General features: G+C 64.4%; 15 protein-coding genes. 12 read left to right on the top strand and 3 right to left on the bottom strand.

The genetic code is table 11. The features are described 5' to 3' along the window. Positions 1–117: 117 nt before the first annotated feature. The gene (locus BN2475_RS25860; RefSeq protein WP_094782309.1) at positions 118–426 is read left to right on the top strand and encodes a DUF4148 domain-containing protein; all 309 of its coding nucleotides are present in this window, start codon (positions 118–120) and stop codon (positions 424–426) included. A 288-nt stretch (positions 427–714) separates the two neighbouring features. Here the strand turns inward: BN2475_RS25860 and BN2475_RS25865 are convergent, their stop codons facing one another. Next, complete coding sequence (locus tag BN2475_RS25865; RefSeq protein ID WP_094782310.1) at positions 715–1,020, bottom strand: hypothetical protein; 306 nt, start codon at positions 1,018–1,020, stop codon at positions 715–717. A gap of 346 nt (positions 1,021–1,366) precedes the next feature. Here BN2475_RS25865 and BN2475_RS36265 point away from each other — a divergent pair, with 346 nt between their 5' ends. The 5 genes from BN2475_RS36265 (at position 1,367) to BN2475_RS25885 (ending at position 5,924) form a co-directional block, all read left to right on the top strand. Further along, positions 1,367–1,498 carry a hypothetical protein gene (locus BN2475_RS36265; protein ID WP_281254271.1) on the top strand — a complete coding sequence of 44 codons (132 nt, stop codon included), beginning with the start codon at positions 1,367–1,369 and terminating at the stop codon, positions 1,496–1,498. A 353-nt stretch (positions 1,499–1,851) separates the two neighbouring features. Continuing rightward, positions 1,852–3,030, top strand: coding sequence for a quaternary amine ABC transporter ATP-binding protein (locus BN2475_RS25870; protein WP_094782311.1), 1,179 nt, complete (start codon positions 1,852–1,854; stop codon positions 3,028–3,030). Then, positions 3,023–3,925 carry a choline ABC transporter permease subunit gene (gene choW / locus BN2475_RS25875; RefSeq protein ID WP_094782312.1) on the top strand — a complete coding sequence of 301 codons (903 nt, stop codon included), beginning with the start codon at positions 3,023–3,025 and terminating at the stop codon, positions 3,923–3,925. The genes BN2475_RS25870 and choW overlap by 8 nt, the downstream gene beginning before the upstream one ends. A gap of 7 nt (positions 3,926–3,932) precedes the next feature. Further along, the gene (locus BN2475_RS25880; RefSeq protein WP_094782313.1) at positions 3,933–4,931 is read left to right on the top strand and encodes a GlxA family transcriptional regulator; all 999 of its coding nucleotides are present in this window, start codon (positions 3,933–3,935) and stop codon (positions 4,929–4,931) included. Positions 4,932–4,988: 57 nt separating this feature from the next. Continuing rightward, on the top strand, positions 4,989–5,924 hold the full coding sequence (locus BN2475_RS25885; RefSeq protein ID WP_094782314.1) for a choline ABC transporter substrate-binding protein: 936 nt from the start codon (positions 4,989–4,991) through the stop codon (positions 5,922–5,924). Between the two features lie 149 nt (positions 5,925–6,073). Here BN2475_RS25885 and BN2475_RS25890 read toward each other — a convergent pair whose 3' ends face one another. Next, positions 6,074–7,156, bottom strand: a complete 1,083-nt coding sequence (locus BN2475_RS25890) for a GlxA family transcriptional regulator (RefSeq protein WP_094782315.1) — start codon at positions 7,154–7,156, stop codon at positions 6,074–6,076. Positions 7,157–7,484: 328 nt separating this feature from the next. Between BN2475_RS25890 and BN2475_RS25895 the strand changes: the two genes are divergently transcribed. The 6 genes from BN2475_RS25895 (at position 7,485) to BN2475_RS25920 (ending at position 14,567) form a co-directional block, all read left to right on the top strand. Then, positions 7,485–8,879, top strand: a complete 1,395-nt coding sequence (locus BN2475_RS25895) for an L-serine ammonia-lyase (protein ID WP_094782316.1) — start codon at positions 7,485–7,487, stop codon at positions 8,877–8,879. Positions 8,880–8,925: 46 nt separating this feature from the next. Continuing rightward, on the top strand, positions 8,926–10,170 hold the full coding sequence (locus tag BN2475_RS25900; protein WP_094782317.1) for a sarcosine oxidase subunit beta family protein: 1,245 nt from the start codon (positions 8,926–8,928) through the stop codon (positions 10,168–10,170). A 79-nt stretch (positions 10,171–10,249) separates the two neighbouring features. Next, positions 10,250–10,576, top strand: coding sequence for a sarcosine oxidase subunit delta (locus BN2475_RS25905; protein WP_094782318.1), 327 nt, complete (start codon positions 10,250–10,252; stop codon positions 10,574–10,576). Then, positions 10,573–13,575, top strand: a complete 3,003-nt coding sequence (locus BN2475_RS25910; protein WP_094782319.1) for a sarcosine oxidase subunit alpha family protein — start codon at positions 10,573–10,575, stop codon at positions 13,573–13,575. The genes BN2475_RS25905 and BN2475_RS25910 overlap by 4 nt, the downstream gene beginning before the upstream one ends. Then, positions 13,565–14,221: a sarcosine oxidase subunit gamma gene (locus BN2475_RS25915; RefSeq protein WP_094782365.1), complete on the top strand. Its 657-nt coding sequence runs from the start codon at positions 13,565–13,567 to the stop codon at positions 14,219–14,221. Before BN2475_RS25910 ends, BN2475_RS25915 begins: the two co-directional genes overlap by 11 nt. A gap of 82 nt (positions 14,222–14,303) precedes the next feature. After that, positions 14,304–14,567: a hypothetical protein gene (locus BN2475_RS25920; RefSeq protein ID WP_094782320.1), complete on the top strand. Its 264-nt coding sequence runs from the start codon at positions 14,304–14,306 to the stop codon at positions 14,565–14,567. 35 nt (positions 14,568–14,602) lie between these two features. Here BN2475_RS25920 and ampC read toward each other — a convergent pair whose 3' ends face one another. Then, positions 14,603–15,775 carry a class C beta-lactamase gene (gene ampC, locus BN2475_RS25925; protein ID WP_094782321.1) on the bottom strand — a complete coding sequence of 391 codons (1,173 nt, stop codon included), beginning with the start codon at positions 15,773–15,775 and terminating at the stop codon, positions 14,603–14,605. Positions 15,776–15,954 lie beyond the last annotated feature (179 nt).

A 15,954-nucleotide genomic window follows, 5' to 3' on the forward strand; every position in this document is an offset into this window, starting at 1 on the left:
GCCTGTAAGCTCTTTCAGGCGAGCCGTGCGGAACAGGGCGCGCGACTCGTTATGCTGAAAGAAGATTCGCAGACAGGCTTGCACGCCCATTGCCAACTTTCTGGAGGAATATCAGTTATGAAGAGCTTCGCCATTAAACGAATCATGCTGGGGGTTTCGGTCGTCGCGATGGTCGCTGGCAGCATTCCACTAGCCATCGCGCAAGATGCAAACGAGACCACAGCCGCCCCGTCCGGCACGAGCGCTGCGAAGCCGACCAAGGCCGAGCGCAAGGCGGCACGCAAGGAGGCCCGCGCGAAGAAGAATGCTGAGCTGAAGAAGCTCGAAGAGGCGGGCTATCAGCCGTCCCGCAACGATCCGAACTATCCGACCGATATACAGAACGCGCAGAAGAAGGCTGGGATCGGTGCACCCGCGAGCCAGTAAGCGGCCAGTAAGTGGGTGGTAAGCGGTGAGGCGGACGTCCGGTGCACTGCAGCCTGGTTCAACGGACGCCGGACGTCCTCGCCAGCATCTCGACAAACATGCCGATGAACGCACTGGTGCGTGTCGGCATCTGTCACTGCCGCGGATATGGCGGGTCGATATCCGCCGCCGATGCGTCACGGCCGCGGATATAGCGGATCGATATCCGCGGCCGATGTGTCGTAGCCGGGCGATTCACGCGCCGACGTGATCCGGCTTACGAGGTGATCGCAAAGGCGATCGTGCCTATCAATCCTCGTCCCACCCATGGCGCTCGCGCCATTCGCGTTCATGCTCGTGATGACGCCACTTTCGCTCGCGCCACTCGCGCCGTTCGTACCAGTCGCGCTCGCGCGGGTCTGCGGCGTAGCCATAGGTAACGACCGGCTCGGGCGCATAAACGACTGGCGGCGGCGCCTCGTAGACCGGTTGCGCCGGTACGAACACCGGCCCCGGAATGCCGATGCCGATACCCACATCCACGTGGGCGGACGCCATCGAGGACGCCGCCAGCATCGCGCCGCCGACTACCACCGCCAATACGGTCTTATGCATGATTTTTCTGTCGCCCGGTGTAAGAGGCGATCGCAGTGAAGATGCCGCGTAGTGTAGGCAGCGCGGCGGCGTGCAGGTGCAAGAAGGATGCGATTTCGGTAACACCGAGTAACGGTGCACGGCCTTAAGGTTGCCATAACGATTACTGTGCACCATGGGCGGTTTCGCACGGACGGTTGCGCCCATGCGCGTATAGTGCGGCGCTGCTGTCGGCCGGAAGCGGGAAGCGGCTGCGCCGCGTCGTTTTTTGCCGAGAGGCCTGATAGGCCCCTGGGTCCATGGGCCCATCGGCCCATCTGCCCATCTGCCCAATGACTCGACAGGCAGCCGCAATGGAGCGGGAGTAATGACTTTTTCAACCGAGATCTGGGCGCTTGCCCGTCTATGGTGCATGTCGCCGATACTGGGCGCAATGGCGCTCTGGTATCTGTCGCGCGCCGACCGTTTGGTCGATGCGGTACGCGGCCGCCACCTGTGATCGACGACTTTCACGCCAACGCGCAAGACCGCCGCCGCCCCCGCGTCGCACGCTCCCGCCCAGCATGAGTTTGCGCCGGCGCGCGGCCGCATCCTGAGCCGTCCCGTCTCACCGACCCGGGTTTTTTCGCCGCGCGAGCGCCACTTGCTCTGACGCGACATCCAGCCCAACTCGCCCGCCTGCCGCCAAACCCTTACCCCACCGGGCTTCTGCCGCCCGCGACCGGCCCGTTGACAGCCCAGGTGTCGCATTTCCTCATGTGGTTGTCGCAAATAGTCGGCAACCCGCACTTTTTTCTGGCAACTATGTATGCACAGCGCGGACGGACGTCCGCCACGTCAGGAGAGTATTCAATGAATTCCCCGAAAGTCGTGGTCGAAGGGCTGTGCAAGGTGTTCGGCACCAACCCGCAACAGGCGATCGCCATGCTGGCCAGCGGTGCAACCAAAGAGGACGTGTTTGCGCGCACCGGCCAGATTGTCGGCGTGCACGACGTATCGTTCGAAGTCAGGGAAGGCGAAATCTTCGTGCTGATGGGCCTGTCGGGCTCCGGCAAGTCGACGCTGATACGCCTGATCAATCGGCTCGTCGAACCGACGGCCGGCAAGGTGCTGATCGACGGCCGCGACGTGGCCAGCGTGCCGCGCTCGGAACTGACCGCGCTGCGCCGCAAGGACATGAGCATGGTGTTCCAGTCGTTCGCGCTGATGCCGCAGCGCACGGTGCTGTCCAACGCGGCCTTCGGTCTCGAAGTGGCGGGCGTCGGCCGCAAGGAGCGCGAGAAGCGCGCGATGACGGTGCTCGAGCAGGTCGGCCTCGCGCCATTCGCCGAAAAGCTGCCCGCCCAGCTCTCCGGTGGCATGCAGCAGCGCGTCGGGCTCGCTCGCGCGCTGGCGGTCAATCCATCGCTGATGATCATGGACGAGGCGTTCTCCGCGCTCGACCCGCTCAAGCGCAAGGAAATGCAGAACGTGCTGCTGGAGCTGCAACGCGAACAGCAGCGCACCATCCTGTTCGTGTCGCACGATCTGGAAGAGGCGATGCGCATCGGCACGCGCATCGCGATCATGGAAGGCGGCCGGGTGGTGCAGATCGGCACGCCACAGGAAATCATCACGAACCCCGCCGACGATTACGTGCGCGCATTCTTCGAAGGTATCGACACGAGCCGCTATCTGACCGCCGGCGATCTGATGCAGACGGACGCCGTACCGTTGATGCAGCATTCGCCGCAGATCGATGCGTCGAGCGTCGCCGCCACGCTGAACGGCAGCGCCGAATACGCGTTCGTGCTCGACAGCGAGCGCAAGATTCGCGGCTTCGTGTGCCGCGACGCGCAGGGCAGCGCATCGCCGCAGCTCAATCAGATCGAATGCATCCGCCGCAGCACGCCGCTCGACGACGTCGTCGAACGCGTGGTGGCGAGCCATGCGCCCTTGCCAGTCGTCGAAGCGGACGGCTCCTACTGCGGTTCGGTCAACAAGACGAACGTGCTGAACGTTCTCACGCGCCATCGAGGTTCCCATGTCTGAAATCATTCCACTTGGCGCCTGGGTCGATCACGGCGTTCACTATCTGCTTGATCACGACGCCCGCACGTTCGACGCGATCGGCAAGGTAATCGAGAGTTTTGCCGCAGTGGTCGAGCACGGCCTGCAGGCCATCCCGATGTGGGCGCTGATGGCGCTCTTCGTCGGTGTCGGGTTGTGGCGCGTAGGCTGGCGCTTCGCGCTGTTCACGCTGGCGGCGATGCTGCTGATCTACAGCACCGGTTTCTGGGATCAGATGGTGATCACGCTCGGCCTGACGCTATCGTCGACGGTGATCAGCCTGCTGCTCGGCGTGCCGCTCGGCATCTGGATGGCGAAGAGCCGCACGGTCGAGACGGTCGTGCGCCCGGTGCTCGATCTGATGCAGACCATGCCCGCGTTCGTCTACCTGATTCCGGCCGCGATGCTGTTCGGCCTTGGCCGCGTGCCGGGCATCCTCTCGACGGTGATCTTCGCGATGCCGCCCGCGGTACGTCTGACGGCACTCGGCATCAAGCAGGTGAACCGCGAGATCGTCGAAGCGGGCCAGGCGTTCGGCTGCACGCCGTGGCAACTGCTCTACAAGGTGCAGTTTCCGAATGCGCTGCCGTCGATCATGACCGGCGTGAACCAGACCATCATGATGGCGCTCTCGATGGTGATCATTGCGTCGATGGTGGGCGCGGGCGGTTTGGGCAACGACGTGCTGGCCAGCATCCAGCGGCTCGATATCGGGCTCGGCTTCGAAAGCGGCCTGTCGGTGGTGATGCTCGCGATCATTCTCGACCGCATCACGGAGAGCTTCGGCCGCGCGCCGGGCATGGCGCGGGCGCCGTTGCTGTCAGGCTTGCGCAGCGTGCTGAAGGTGCGCCGCGCGCCGGCGGCGCAGCACGGCTGAGCCGCCCATGAAGCGCGACGCGATCGTCCAGGTTGATGCCCACGCGGATTCGCCGTTGTCCCGGCTCGCGCACGTCGGCTTCCTGACGCTGCCGAACTTTTCGATGATCGCCTTCACCAGCGCGGTCGAGGTGCTGCGCATGGCCAACTACGTGGGCCGCGCGCAGCACTACCGCTGGTCGGTGATCACGCCGGACGGCGTGCCCGCGCGTGCCAGCAACGGCATCACGGTGAAGCCGACCGCGACGCTCGCCGAAACCGGCCTGCCGGATGCGCTGTTCGTATGCGCCGGCTGGCATGTGCGCGACTACGTGGACGACAGGGTCGTTGCGTTGCTGCGCGAGGTGGCCGAGCAAGGCATTCCGCTCGGCGGCATCTGCACGGGTCCGTATGCGCTGCTCGCCGCGGGCCTGCTCGACGGCTATCGCGCCACCGTGCATTGGGAAGACATGTCGCCGCTGCACAAGAGCTATCCGCATGTGCGTTTCGCCGACGAGCTATTCGTGATCGACCGCGACCGGATGACCTGCACCGGCGGCACCGCGCCGCTCGATCTGATGCTGAACCTGGTCGGCATGCGGCTGGGCCAGGCGGTGGCGGCGCAGGTGTCCGAGCAGTTCGTCGTCGAGCGGATTCGCGGCTCGACCGACTATCAGCACATTCCGGTCGACGCGCGGGTCGGCTTCTCGCGCGCCGAACTGATCGAAGTGGTGCGGCTCATGGAGGCGAATATAGAGGAGCCCTTATCGCTCGACGAACTCGCGCGGCTCGTGAATCTGTCGCAACGTCATTTGCAGCGCATGTTCAAGATGTTCCTGAGCGTATCGCCGACGCACTACTACCTGACACTGCGATTGCGGCGCGCACGTGAGCTGTTGCGCAATACGGATGCATCGATCGCGCGGGTGACGACCGTGTGCGGATTTCATTCGCCGTGCCATTTCAGCAAGGCTTATCGCGCGCAGTTCGGCCATGCGCCGAGTGTCGAGCGGCGCTTGTCCGCGTAAAGCGCCTTTGTCCGCGTGACGCGGCTATTAACTGACTCATCACCCCGAGGAAACGCCATGAAACGTTTGTGGGCTGCGTCGCTGTGCGCGCTGTCTGTGTCGTCCGCCTTTGCCGCGGAACCGGCCGCGTGCCGGAACGTGCGTTTCGCCGATGTCGGCTGGACCGATATCGCGGCGACCACCGGTCTTGCATCGACGGTGCTCGAAGGACTCGGCTACAAGCCGAGCAAAACGATCGCATCAGTGCCGATCACGTTCGCCGGCGTGAAGAGCAAGCAGATCGACGTGTTCCTCGGCTACTGGTCGCCGACCATGGACCCGATGATCGATCCGTTCCGCAAGGGCGGCCAGCTGAGCGTGCTGCCCACGCCCAACCTGACCGGCGCGAAATACACGCTGGCGGTGCCCGACTACGCGTATCAGGCGGGGATCAAAACCTTCACCGATATCGCGAAGAATTACGACAAGCTCGACGGCAAGATCTACGGGATCGAGCCGGGCAACGACGGCAATGCGCTGATCAAGAAGATGATCGACAGCAATCAGTTCGGGCTCGGCAAGTTCAGGCTGGTGGAGTCGAGCGAGGCGGGCATGCTGGTCGAGGTGAACCGCGCGATCCGCGAGAAGAAGCCGATCGTGTTTCTCGGCTGGGAGCCGCATCCGATGAACGTGCAGATGAAGATCGACTATCTGGCGGGCGGCGATGCGGTATTCGGCCCGAACTACGGCGAAGCGAAAGTGCTGACGGTCACGCCGAACGATTACTCGACGCGCTGTCCGAACGTCGCGAAGCTGGTGTCGAACCTGCAGTTCACGACCGACATCGAGAACCATGTGATGCTGCCGATCATGAACAAGAGCGATCCGAACAAGGCTGCGCGCGAGTGGCTGAAGCAAAATCCCGCCGTGCTCGACAAGTGGCTGGCTGGAGTGAAGACGTTCGACGGCAAGGATGGCTTGCCGGCGGTGAAGGCCTACGTCGCGGGGCAGTGACAGGCAGCGCTTCGGTTCGTTTCGGTTCGGTGCCGCTTCGGCGGCGCGAGCGGGGCAGGGCGAGGGCGGGTTAGACAGCCGCCCTGGGGAGAGCGCCTTGGCGAAACCTGTCTAGCGAAGACCACCCACGCGCCTCCATACCCGCCGGATCAGATCGCCTGCGCCCGCCCTGGAAACGTCTCGTCGTAGCCACAGGCGTCTTCCACTTCTGCCGCGGTGCCGCGCTGTTCGCGATACATCATTGGCGGCAGGCCAAACTGCTTGCGGAATTCGCGGCCCAGATGCGACGCGTCGGAAAAACCACAACTCGACGCAATGTCCGCGACAGTCTTGTCCGAACTCGTCAGCAGCCACGCGGCGGTGCGCAAACGCACCTGCTTCGCGTAGGCCTGCGGCGCCTTGCCGGTTTGCGCCTTGAAGAGCCGTTCGAGCTGACGCGGCGAGAGGTCGAGCTTGCCCGCCAGTTCGTCGAGCGACAACGACCGCCCCACGTGTTGCTCCATCAGCAGGATCGCGCGCTTGACCTTCGGATGCGCGGCGGGCGCGAGCCCCGGCGGATGCGGCTGTGGCGCGTTGCCTTTCTGCATGTCGTCGACCAGCAGAATGCGCAGCGCCTTCTGCACGGTGGCGGTTTCGAAGTGACGCAGCAAGATCGCCGCGGCCACGTCGATCGACGCGCGGCCACCGGAACAGGTGATGCGCCGCCGGTCGATCACGAACAGCCGGTCGGCGACCAGCGCTTGTTCGTTGACCGACGGAAAGCGCTCGATGAAATCCCAGTAGTGAAACCAGCTCACGCAGATGCGGTGACCTTCGAGCACGCCTGCGCGCATCAGCGAGAACACGCCGGTGCACATGCCGACCAGCGTCGCGTCGGTGGCGGCGGCGCGGCGGATGAATGCGAGCGTCGCATCGCTGGCGGCGGGCCCTGAATGCAGCAGGCCGCCGACTACCACCACGTAGTCGAACGGCTCGGCGGTGTCGAAGGTTTCCCATGGCGTGATCTGGATGCCGCAACTCGCACGCACCGGCGCGAGGGTTTCCCCCAGGACGCTCCACGAGCAGCGCACCGGTTTGCTGAAGTCGCCTTCATCGGCGGACAGGCGCAGCAGATCGACGAAACCGGAGAACGCCGTGAGCGTGAAGTTCGGCAACAGGATGATGCCGAAGCGGATGCGTTGCTTCGAGGTGCCGTGGATCGATTGAAGGGCAAGCGGTTCAGCGGAATTCATGCAGGCGGACAACAAGGGAAAGAGTGGAATCGAGCATAACACCGGGGATCGAGGGCGCTTCGGCGGCACTTCATAGGCGTCACTCATCTGCGTCACTTATCTGCGTCACTCATCTGCGTCACCGCCCCCATGCCAGCATCGCCAGCCGCAACCTGGGCGCCTGTCGCAAATGCGTCGGAAGTCATCGCAAATACGCCGCAGCGCTTTGCCGGCCGGCCGCTTGACGCCACTATCCCATTGCCATGCCGTTTTTATTCTATCGATCCCGCTCGACGTGCGGTGCAATAGCATCACATTCAACCCGGCATCGCAACGCACAAGGCAAGCCATGAACGTCAGCGTCTTCGATCTCTTCAAGATCGGTATCGGTCCTTCGAGCTCGCACACAGTCGGCCCGATGATCGCCGCATGCCGCTTCGCGTCGCATATCGAAGACGCCAATCTGCTCGGCTTCGTGCGGCGCGTGAAGATCGAGCTGTTCGGCTCGCTCGGCGCGACCGGCAAAGGGCACGGCACCGACAAGGCGGTGCTGCTCGGGCTCGAAGGCAATCTGCCCGAGCTGATCGACCCGGACCTGATCGAGCCGCGTTTGCGGGCGATCCGCGAGACGAAGCAACTGGCGCTGCTCGGCAAGCATCCAGTCGGCTTCGACGAGCGTGAGCACCTCGGTTTCTTCCGCAAGCTGATGCCGGGCGCACCGGGCTCGGGCATCGTGCATCCGAACGGCATGCGTTTTCAGGCATTCGACGAAAACGGGCAGCTGCTGGTGGAGAAAGAGTATTACTCGATCGGCGGCGGCTTCGTGGTCAATCGCGAAGGCGATCGCGTGAACGGTGTGCGCGCGAGCGCCGATGTGCCGTACCCGTTCCGTACCGGCGAGGACCTGATGCGCGTGTGCCGCGAATCCGGCTTGTCGATTGCCCAGCTGACGCTGCGCAACGAATGCGCGACGCGCAGCGAATCTGAAGTGCGCGAAGGGCTGCTGGCGATCTGGCGCACGATGGCCGCCTGCGTCGAACGCGGCTGCAAGGTGCACGGCGAGTTGCCCGGCCCGATGCACGTGAAGCGCCGAGCCGCCGATCTGTACACGCAATTGCGTGCGCGCTCGGAAGAGTCGCTGCGCGATCCGCTGTCGATGCTCGACTGGGTCAACCTGTACGCAATGGCCGTCAACGAGGAAAACGCGGCCGGCGGACGGGTCGTCACCGCGCCGACCAACGGCGCGGCCGGCGTGATTCCCGCGGTGCTGCATTACTACGTGAAGTTCATGCATGCATCGAGCGACGCGGGCATCGTCGACTTCATGCTGACCGCCGCCGCGATCGGCATCATCTACAAGGAGACCGCGTCGATCTCCGGTGCCGAGGTCGGCTGCCAGGGCGAGGTGGGCGTGGCCTGCTCGATGGCTGCCGCAGCACTCGCCGCTGTGATGGGCGGCACGCCGACCCAGGTCGAGAACGCCGCTGAAATCGGCATGGAGCACAACCTTGGCATGACCTGCGATCCGGTCGGCGGGCTCGTGCAGATTCCCTGCATCGAACGCAACGCGATGGGCGCGATCAAGGCGATCAACGCGGCGCGCATGGCGATGAAGGGCGACGGCCAGCACTATGTGTCGCTCGACAACGTGATCAAGACGATGCGCGAGACCGGCGCCGACATGAAGACGAAATACAAGGAGACGTCGCGCGGCGGCCTGGCCGTGAACGTCATCGAATGTTGAACCCGCTACGAAGCACCCACAAAGACAGCACGAACGAGGACCCACGATGAGCCGCTATTCGATATTCAGCCTGTTGCGCAACGGGATGTCGTATCACGAAAACTGGGAGCGACAATGGAAGAGCCCCGAGCCCAAGGGTGAATACGACGTCGTGATCGTCGGCGGCGGCGGGCATGGTCTCGCCACCGCGTATTACCTCGCGAAAGAACACGGCGTGCGCAATGTCGCCGTGCTGGAGAAGGGCTGGATCGGCGGTGGCAATACGGCGCGCAATACGACCATCGTGCGCTCGAACTACCTGTGGGACGAATCGGCCGCGCTCTACGAGAAGGCGATGAAGCTGTGGGAAGGGCTCTCGCAGGATCTCAACTACAACGTGATGTTCAGCCAGCGCGGCGTAATGAACCTCGCGCACACGCTGCAGGACGTGCGCGACACCGAGCGCCGCGTGAATGCGAACCGCCTGAACGGCGTCGACGCCGAGTTCCTCACGCCCGCGCAGATCAAGGAGCTCGAACCCACTATCAATCTGAACAGCCGCTATCCGGTGCTCGGCGCATCGATCCAGCGGCGCGGCGGCGTGGCCCGGCACGACGCGGTGGCCTGGGGCTTCGCACGCGGCGCGGACCAGGCGGGCGTCGATATCGTGCAGAACTGCCAGGTCACGGGGATTCGCCGCAACGGCAGCCAGGTGATCGGCGTCGACACCACGAAGGGGTTCATCAAGGCGAAGAAGGTCGCGGTGGTGACGGCGGGCAACACCTCGACGCTCGCCGACATGGCCGGCGTGCGTCTGCCGCTGGAAAGCCATCCGTTGCAGGCGTTGGTGTCCGAGCCGATCAAGCCGGTCGTCAATACCGTCGTGATGTCGAATGCGGTGCACGCGTACATCAGCCAGTCCGACAAGGGCGACCTGGTGATCGGCGCGGGCGTCGATCAGTACACGGGGTTCGGGCAGCGCGGCAGCTTCCACATCATCGAAGGCACGCTCGAGGCGATCGTCGAAATGTTCCCGGTGTTCTCGCGTGTGCGGATGAACCGCCAGTGGGGCGGCATCGTGGATGTGTCGCCGGATGCGTGCCCGATCATCAGCAAGACCGACGTGAAGGGCCTGTACTTCAATTGCGGCTGGGGCACCGGCGGCTTCAAGGCGACGCCGGGGTCGGGCTGGGTCTTCGCGCACACCATCGCGAAGGACGAACCGCATCCACTGAACGCGCCGTTCTCGCTGGATCGTTTCTACACCGGCCACCTGATCGACGAGCACGGCGCCGCCGCGGTTGCCCACTAATGCTGGGCGTCGCGATGGATTGCATGGAACCGGACCACGGCGCTCAGGCGCCAACCAACACGTTGTATGGGAGAACCAGATGCTGCTGATCGAATGCCCGTGGTGCGGACCGCGCGCCGAAACCGAATTTTCCTGCGGCGGCGAAGCGGACATTGTCCGTCCGCTCGACAGCGACAAACTCACCGACAAGGAATGGGGCGACTACCTGTTCATGCGCAAGAACCCGCGCGGCGTGCACCACGAGCAGTGGCTGCATACGCAGGGCTGCCGCCGCTGGTTCAAGGCGCGGCGCGACACGGTGAGCTACGAGATCCAGGGCTACGAGACGTTCGAGCGTCCGCTGCTCTCAACGGACAACACCGACGCCGGGGCACAAGGTAAAGCACAAGAGGGCAAAGCATCATGAGCCAGAAAGACCGACTCGCGAACGGCGGGCGCATCAATCGCGCGATCGCGCTGAGTTTCACGTTCAACGGCGTCAAATATCAGGGCTATCAGGGCGACACGCTGGCTTCCGCGCTGCTCGCCAATGGCGTGCACTTCGTCGCGCGCAGCTGGAAGTACCACCGGCCGCGCGGTATCGTGACGGCGGGCGTCGAGGAGCCGAATGCAGTCGTGCAACTCGAAACCGGCGCGTACACCGTGCCGAACGCGCGTGCGACCGAAGTAGAGCTGTATCAGGGACTCGTCGCCACCAGCGTGAACGCGAAGCCCAGCATCGAGAAAGACCGCATGGCGATCAACCAGAAGTTCGCGCGCTTCATTCCGGCCGGCTTCTACTACAAGACCTTCATGTGGCCGCGCAAATTCTGGCCGAAGTACGAGGAAGTGATCCGCGACGCGGCCGGTCTCGGCAAGGCGCCGGAGCAGCTCGACGCGGACCGCTACGACAAGTGCTTTGCGCATTGCGACGTGCTGGTGGTCGGCGGCGGCCCGACCGGAATCGCGGCCGCGCATGCGGCGGCGCTCTCCGGCGCACGTGTGACGCTGGTCGACGATCAGCCCGAACTCGGCGGCTCGTTGCTGTCGTGCCGTGCGGAGATCGACGGCAAGCCCGCGCTGCAATGGGTGCAGAAGATCGAAGACGAATTGCGGCAGATGCCCGACGTGAAGATCCTGTGCCGCAGCACCGCGTTCGGCTACCAGGACCACAACCTCGTGACGGTCACGCAGCGGCTCACCGAGCATCTGCCGGTTTCGCAACGCAAGGGCACGCGCGAGCTGATGTGGAAGATCCGCGCGAAACGCGTGATTCTCGCGACCGGTGCACATGAACGGCCGATCGTGTTCGGCAACAATGATCTGCCCGGTGTGATGCTGGCCTCGGCGGTGTCGACCTATCTGCATCGCTATGCGGTGCTGCCGGGGCGCAACGCGGTGGTGTTCACCAACAACGACGACGGCTATCAATGCGCGCTCGACCTGAAGGCGGCCGGCGCACAAGTCACGGTGATCGATCCGCGCGCAGGCGAATCGAAGGGCACGCTGCCCGCGCTCGCCCGACGCTATGGCGTCAAGGTGATGAACGGCGCGGTCGTCACGGCGGCGCACGGCAAGCTGCGCGTCGCGGCGGTCGACGTGGCGTCGTATACGAACGGACAGGTCGGGGCGCAGCAGGGCGAACTGCCATGCGATCTGCTCGCGATGTCCGGTGGCTGGAGCCCGGTGCTGCATCTGTTCGCGCAATCGGGCGGCAAGGCGCACTGGCATGACGACAAGGCCTGCTTCGTGCCGGGCAAGGCGATGCAGGCGGAGACGAGCGTCGGCGCGTGCGCGGGCGACTTCACGCTCGCCCGGGGCATCCGCTTCGCAGTCGATGCCGGCGTCGAGGCGGCGCGTGCGGCGGGCCATATCGTCGCGCGGCCGAATCCGGTGCAGGTGGCCGAGCTGACCGAGGCGAAGATCGAGCCGCTGTGGCTGGTGGGCGGACGCCAGCTGGCCACGCGCGGGCCGAAGCAGTTCGTCGACTTCCAGAATGATGTGTCGGCCGCGGATATCTTTCTTGCCGCACGCGAAGGCTTCGAGTCGGTCGAGCACGTGAAGCGCTACACGGCGATGGGCTTCGGCACCGATCAGGGCAAGCTCGGCAACATCAACGGCATGGCGATTCTCGCGCAGGCGCTCGGCAAGACGATTCCGGAGACCGGCACCACGACCTTCCGGCCGAACTACACGCCGGTTACGTTCGGCACCTTCGCCGGCCGCGAGCTGGGCGAGTTTCTCGACCCGGTGCGCAAGACCGCGGTGCACGAATGGCACGTCGAAAACGGCGCGGCGTTCGAGGACGTAGGCAACTGGAAGCGCCCGTGGTATTACCCGAAGGCGGGCGAGGACATGCATGCGGCGGTCGCACGCGAATCGCTCGCGGTGCGCACGAGCGTCGGCATCCTCGACGCGTCGACGCTCGGCAAGATCGACATCCAGGGCCCCGACTCCGCGAAGCTGCTGAACTGGGTCTATACGAATCCATGGACCAAGCTGGAAGTCGGCAAGTGCCGCTATGGTCTGATGCTCGACGAAAACGGCATGATCTTCGACGACGGCGTGACCGTGCGGCTCGCCGATCAGCACTACATGATGACGACCACCACCGGCGGCGCGGCGCGCGTGCTGACGTGGCTCGAACGCTGGCTGCAAACGGAGTGGCCGGATATGCGCGTGCGGCTCGCGTCGGTCACGGATCACTGGGCCACGTTTGCGGTGGTCGGCCCGAACAGCCGCAAGGTGCTGCAGAAGGTCTGTCACGACATCGACTTCGCGAATGCGGCGTTCCCGTTCATGAGCTATCGCGATGGCACGGTGGCCGGCGCGGCGTCACGCGTGATGCGCATCAGCTTCTCCGGCGAACTCGCTTATGAAGTGAACGTGCCGGCCAACGTTGGGCGCGCGGTCTGGGAAGCGCTGATGGCCGCGGGCGCGGAATTCGACATCACGCCGTATGGCACCGAAACGATGCACGTACTGCGCGCGGAAAAGGGCTACATCATCGTCGGCCAGGATACGGATGGCTCGATGACGCCATACGACCTCGGCATGGGCGGGCTCGTCGCGAAGTCGAAGGACTTTCTCGGCAAGCGCTCGCTGACGCGTTCGGACACCGCGAAGGCCGGCCGCAAGCAACTGGTCGGGCTGCTGGCGGACGATCCGTCGTTCGTGATACCGGAAGGCTCGCAGATCGTCGCCGGGCCGTTCCAGGGCGAGACCGCGCCGATGCTCGGCCACGTCACGTCGAGCTACTACAGCCCGATCCTGAAACGCTCGATCGCGATGGCGGTGGTGAAGGGCGGTCTCGACAAGATGGGCGAGACGGTCACGATCCCGCTTGCGAGCGGCAAGCAGATTGCAGCCAAAGTCACCAGCTCGGTGTTCTATGACAGCGAAGGAGCACGTCAACATGTGGAATGAAACAGGCGGCACGGTGTCGACCGTGGATCGCAAGACCGGTGCATCAACGGGCGTGTGGCAGGAATCTCCGCTCGCGGGTGTCAACGCGCTGCTGAAGAAGCATCAGGCGACGACGTCCAGCGCATTCAGGCTGAGCGAGCGCCCCTTTCTGGAACTCGTGAACGTGCGCGGCGATACGCGCGATGCGGCGTTCATGCAGGCGGTGCAGGACGTGATCGGCTGCCGGCCGCCGGAGAAGGCGAACACGGTGGCGCGCGGCAATGGCTACGACATGATGTGGCTCGGTCCGGACGAGTGGCTGGTATGCTCGGCCACCGCGCACGACGCCGCACACACCGCGCCGCTGCAGGCGAAGCTCGGCGCGGCGTTCACCGGCCTGTTCGCGTCGGCGGTCGATATCGGCAGCGGCTATACGGTGCTCGAAATCAGCGGCACGCGCACGCGTGAGGTGCTGGCACGTGGTTGTCCACTTGATCTGCACCCCAAACTATTTGGCGACGGACAGTGCGCGCAGAGCCACTATTTCAAGGCCTCGATCACCTTGCTGGCGACCGGTGCGGACAGCTTCGACATTGTCGTGCGCCGCAGCTTCGCGGACTACTTCGTCAAGATCATGCTCGACGCGGCCGAGCCACTGATGTCGTAACGCGCGGGCGAGCGATGGCTGCGCGCGCATCGCGCGCAGCTCATCCGGTCCGCTCATCCGACTCGTGTCCCCACTGACTGCCATGACGTCGACCCGTCTCGCCACCGCGCGCCTCACCGAGCGCGCGTTCCACGAGGGCGACGCCGATGCCGCGCTCGCGTTGCTCGATCAGAGCATCGTGCTACGGCACCGGCGCATCGCGCTGATCCGCTATCTGCTCGCGCAACAACTCGGCGCGCCGCTGCAGGCGCGGCATCACGCCTACGTCGAGAAAATCGCCGCACGCCTGAGTGCGGAGACGCTCGCGCGCATCGCCAGCGCCGCGCGGGCGCGGTTGCGGCCGTAGGCGCCGTGAGTGGTTCATCGCCAAAGCGCGCATGATCAGGTTCCGCTGCCGGCGAACGCCGTCAGGATCTGATATGCGGCATTCACCCGTGCTTCGATCGGGAAGTTCCGGTTGCCGAGAATCACGATCCCGACGCGCCGTGCCGGAACGAACGCGACATAAGCGCTGAAGCCGTTGGTCGAGCCGGTCTTGTTGATCCAGACGTCTTGCGCTGGCGGCAGCGGTGGTTTGATTTCGGTGGCAGGCATCGCGTCGAGCGCCATCGCGGGCGCGTTGCCCACCTGCAATGTCTTCAACGCGACCGGATACGGATATTGTTCCCAGATCAGGTCCTGGGTCAGCGCGCCTGCCTTGAAATAGCCGGTGTGCGTGGCCGTGATCGCGCGCTGGAGCTTCTGGTCGAGTGGCAGCAGGTTCATGTTCGCTTCGACGAAGCGGAGCATGTCGGCGGCATTGGTCTTGACGCCATATGCCTCGGACGATAACACGCCTGCCGCCATGCGAATCGGCGCGCCGTCTTTCGTATAGCCTTGCGCATAGTCGGGCATTTTCGCGGGTGGCACGTCGATGTAGCTGCTCGTCATGCCGAGCGCGAAAAACACGCGCTGCTGCATCAACGCGGTGAAGTCCCGGCCCATCGCCTTCGCGGTGATCAAGCCGAGCGTGCCAATGCCGGGATTGCTATAAGTCCGGTAGGTGCCGGGCGTGTGGGCGGGCTGCCACGCCTCGAAATATTGCATCAGCTGGTCGTTGTCGTGGATGTTCTCGGGTACCTGTAACGGCAGCCCGCCAGGTGTGTGCGTGCCGAGATTCAGAAGGCTCAGGTTGCCGAACGGACGACCTTGCAGCGCCGGCAGGTACTTCTCCGTACGGTCCGGCAACGACAGCGCGCCGCTCTCTTGTGCATACGCGGCCAGCGTCGCGGTAAAGGTCTTGCTGACGGAACCGAGCTCGAACAACGTGTCACGCGTGACCGGCTTGCGGGTTGCCGTCGAGCTCACGCCATAGTCGAACACGTAGGACTCGCCGCCGACAATGACGCCGACCGCCATCCCGGCAATGTGGTATTTCTCCATCATGGGTTGGATGGCCGCATCGACGATGGGCCGGATCCGGTCTTGCGCGTTGCCGGCGGCATGGCCGACCGACGGGTTCGCGCACAACCCGAACATCACGGACACGATGGGGCTGATCGCTCGGAAGTTCATGGGCAACGTTTCCTTGAATGTCGGTCGACGGGTTCGTCGAGGTCGGACTATCCGGCTTTTGTCGACCGCTGACAATCGAGGATAAGTTGCGCGAGGGTAAAGAAAATCTTGTGGCCGTGTTTCGCCGTTGATGGTTGATGCGAAACGGCTCCACTGCCAGTCCCTTCAATTCGAGCCCC

Origin of the sequence: Paraburkholderia ribeironis, assembly GCF_900019265.1 — a bacterium.
Taxonomy (GTDB): domain Bacteria; phylum Pseudomonadota; class Gammaproteobacteria; order Burkholderiales; family Burkholderiaceae; genus Paraburkholderia; species Paraburkholderia ribeironis.